The sequence below is a fragment of the Photobacterium proteolyticum genome (genome assembly GCF_001939735.1).
GTDB classification, from domain to species: Bacteria; Pseudomonadota; Gammaproteobacteria; order Enterobacterales; family Vibrionaceae; genus Photobacterium; species Photobacterium proteolyticum.
Genome location: NZ_MJIL01000024.1, coordinates 1 through 3,418 on the forward strand (window position 1 = coordinate 1; position 3,418 = coordinate 3,418).

At 40.2% G+C, this 3,418-nt stretch carries 4 protein-coding genes; all 4 read right to left on the bottom strand.

Annotated elements, in window-relative coordinates:
- Positions 1 to 191: 191 nt before the first annotated feature.
- The gene (locus BIT28_RS00245; protein WP_075761638.1) at positions 192 to 953 is read right to left on the bottom strand and encodes an FRG domain-containing protein; all 762 of its coding nucleotides are present in this window, start codon (positions 951 to 953) and stop codon (positions 192 to 194) included.
- Positions 954 to 1,071: 118 nt separating this feature from the next.
- The gene (locus BIT28_RS00250) at positions 1,072 to 1,395 is read right to left on the bottom strand and encodes a hypothetical protein (RefSeq protein ID WP_075761639.1); all 324 of its coding nucleotides are present in this window, start codon (positions 1,393 to 1,395) and stop codon (positions 1,072 to 1,074) included.
- A gap of 741 nt (positions 1,396 to 2,136) precedes the next feature.
- Positions 2,137 to 2,397 (bottom strand): hypothetical protein, encoded by a 261-nt coding sequence (locus BIT28_RS00255; protein WP_075761640.1) that lies wholly within the window; start codon positions 2,395 to 2,397, stop codon positions 2,137 to 2,139.
- 258 nt (positions 2,398 to 2,655) lie between these two features.
- The gene (locus tag BIT28_RS00260) at positions 2,656 to 2,967 is read right to left on the bottom strand and encodes a hypothetical protein (RefSeq protein ID WP_075761641.1); all 312 of its coding nucleotides are present in this window, start codon (positions 2,965 to 2,967) and stop codon (positions 2,656 to 2,658) included.
- Positions 2,968 to 3,418: the final 451 nt, after the last annotated feature.

Here is a 3,418-nt window from a genome sequence, read left to right on the forward strand (position 1 = left end):
CAGAAAGCTCTCGTTTAAACTTTCCATAAAAACAAAAGAGTAATGATTCAATACGTTGAACTCCTCTAGCAATATAACGCCCTGTTAAGGTGTGAGCAACGCAATACCTATGCTGCCGCATACCACCTTAATCACTTAAACCAACGCATGATGAAAATGCCACGCGTTGCGAATCACTCTTAAACAGTTTGTTATGCCTCTGGTGGCAATGGTACTAATGGTGGAGGCGGCGGTGGAACTTTGATCTTACTGTCGAAATGAACTTCTTTTAAATGTTTACATAACCCATCCAAATCGGGGAATAGTGTATGGTCATTAATGCCCATCAAATTCAACTCTTTTAATACTAAGCTCCGCTCAAAAGCCGGTAAGTCAATTTTAAATAAATAGTCATTCCCTTTACTTAAAATAAATTGTTGAATATCTGGAACATTTGTAATTGTCATCACACCCATTTGCCTAACCATACGTTGATTATTGGTAGCATAGGGAACAAAGTTACCAACAAAGGGCACCTGACTAAGCAAGTCAGTTGACGGAGACGTCTCTGCCATCCACTTATCTATATCAAACATATAGATAGAAACCTTATCATCGGGCTTGGCTTCCAACGGTGCTCCTTTGAAAGCAAAATAGGCGGCAATATAAGGCGATAGCGTCCAGTCCAGTAATGGAGTCGGAAAGCCATGGTGCTGCAAACGAGCCAATAGTTCACCAAATTCAATACTATCCTGCAAGTTTACGGGCTTATCAAACGAAGAAAACTGATAATTAACGTCACTCATAATGGACGTTAGATAGGTAAGCATCGGGATTCCCTTGCCAACCGATGCTCTCTGAAAACTTGTCTCCAGCTTCCAAAGTGAAGAACTTTGACCACGGAAATAATACTTCTTACTTCCACTAGTATTTTTGCCAACAAAGGCTTTAAACGATTCCCAATTATAACTCATATGCTAAATTTCCCGTGAGGCATAACGCCTGCAATAAGGTGCCCCGCACTCAACCAACAAAGCGCACCGAACCTCATACCAAAACCGCCGAGTGTAACGGGTCACCTTGATTGCCTTGTTATGCACTGGCTTCATGTTGCCACTGGATGAACCAATCAATCGGTAGTATCACGTCCTCAAAGCTATTGCTTTGCAACTCACTCAACGTGTATGTATTAGCAAGATACAGGTCCCATTGAGTTTCAACGTCAGCCAATACAGGCATGATTTTCTCAATATCTTCAGGAGCATCAATATCACTAAATGCACTCCAGAACCTTTCACACCATTCAGCAATTTGCTTATGACTATAAGGTGATTCAGTCGGAGTTGAACCAAATTTGAGCAAGAAGAGTAAGTTAGATTTTGTATACTCAAGAGTTATCGGTTTGCTTAATTTCATTGGTAAATGACACCTCAGGCGATACATATCAATAAAATATACGACACAAAAAAGTTAATGTATTCAACAATAATGAAAGCCTTAAGGCTTGAAAGCATTAACAGGTAGTCGCTCAGCTAATGATTAGGGAGTTGATATACCTGTGGTAGTACTATTAGTGCATAACGCCCGCAATAAGGTGTGCCCCATTGAACCAACAAAGCGCACCGAACTCCGAACCAAAACCGCCGAGTGTAATGGCATCACCTTGATTGCTTTGTTATGTTTTGGATGCCTGAGGAGCACAAAAGCGTGCTCCTCAGGACTTTATAGGTATTGGAAAATGTGAGCTATAGCTAGACACAAACCAGCAGTAGCTGTGATAACTCTAGCAACATCGACCTTTACCATTATGGTGAGTTTGGTTTTCATGGATTTCGCCCAATCTACCGACTCAACCGGTTGAGTCATGAAAGACTCGAATTTATATACCGCCTTGCGGGCGGTGTTGGCACTCTTAACTAGTATAAGTAACCAACATCGGACTATTAATCGTCAAACAAGTAATCCAACCCGCTGCGGCCGACTTTTAGCGTGAGTCGTCACACGTTACCTCAGATCTTTAGCGTGCTAGAGTTACACGTTTTGCAGCGATCTGGGCTTGAGTTAAGTTAATAGCCCTTTAGCCCTCTTGACTGAGAGGACATTTTGGGGAGTCACCCCCAAATCTAGAAATCAGATTAGTTAGATTCAGATCCTGTCCTACCTAACTCTTTCATCAACCTGTGTATGAAGATCTGCAAACCCTGAAACGGTCATGTCTTCAGGCATGATAACTAAATACACTCCTGGTGATGTTCTTTCTAAAACAACACCTTTCCATTTTTTATTGAAGTATGTTTGGACTGTACTATCTTTCCAGCCAACAGTTTTGGCAACATCACTGATGTTAATTTCCTTGCCAATATTTTGTTCAAAGAAGCGAAAAGCAGTTTTTACATGATCATAATTAATTGTTGCCATCACTACCCCTTACTTATTAACAACACAGATTAACCCCAATCAATGGATTGGCTTAATACTATATATGTGTTCATTATCTTTGTTTTCAATTGAGTAAATGGTGACGACAATCACAAGACTAAATGCAATCAAAAGCAATGCAACCAATTACAAAACATAACGCCGGCATAAGGTGCGCCACGATAAACTCACCAAGCACACCAAACTCCATGCCAAAACCGCCGAGTGTAAAGCGTCACCTTGATGCCTTTGTTATAACTATGCTCCAAGTTCATGACACAGTTCATTGTGCTTTTCAAAAATTGCATCAATGAGTGCACTTGAGTCTGACAGAATGAACATATGTGGTGCTTGATCATCAATTTTGATAGCAAATGCTAATTCACATTTTGTGGATTGAAACGAAAAAGACATTTTAATGGCATCTTGGCTATTGTTTTGTACACCGTAAGCAAACTTGCGAATATACTCAACTTCTTTACTTATACCGCCATCAATAAGAAGACCAATCTTTTTCCAAAATGGAGCAATATTTTTTAAGTCGCAATTCGAAGAAAACTCGAAATTCATACCAAACCTTACACTTTCCGTATTGGCTGACATGCTAATAGCAAGAAGCAAAATGCAAACGTGCCCCCTGCTGCACTTAAAGGACTAAGATCACAGTAGTTGACCAAAAAAGACATAACTGTAGGAGCAACAAAAATGAGTGCGTATAAATAAATCTTCACTGGTTTTAGTTTCTGTGCACACTTTTTACATGTTATATGCTTGTCAAGGTTAATAACTAGCTTGTCATTAATAGAAATGGACGTTCCGCAATTTGGGCACTTAAACATATACACTCTCATCTGGCTTCAATGTAGTTACAAATTAACTGCGGCTACCTGTTTATGCAATACACCAAAAAGATAATTCGAGGGAGACCATAAGGTACCGCAGTTATAACGCCTGCGATAAGGTGCCCCACGATTAACTTACCAAGCGCACCGAACTCCGAACCAAAAATGCCGAGTGTAAC

Bases quoted from the DNA above. Each gene is read 5' to 3' on its own strand.
- BIT28_RS00245 (WP_075761638.1), bottom strand. From the start codon at position 953: ATGAGTTATAATTGGGAATCGTTTAAAGCCTTTGTTGGCAAAAATACT.
- BIT28_RS00250 (WP_075761639.1), bottom strand. From the start codon at position 1,395: ATGAAATTAAGCAAACCGATAACTCTTGAGTATACAAAATCTAACTTA.
- BIT28_RS00255 (WP_075761640.1), bottom strand. From the start codon at position 2,397: ATGGCAACAATTAATTATGATCATGTAAAAACTGCTTTTCGCTTCTTT.
- BIT28_RS00260 (WP_075761641.1), bottom strand. From the start codon at position 2,967: ATGAATTTCGAGTTTTCTTCGAATTGCGACTTAAAAAATATTGCTCCA.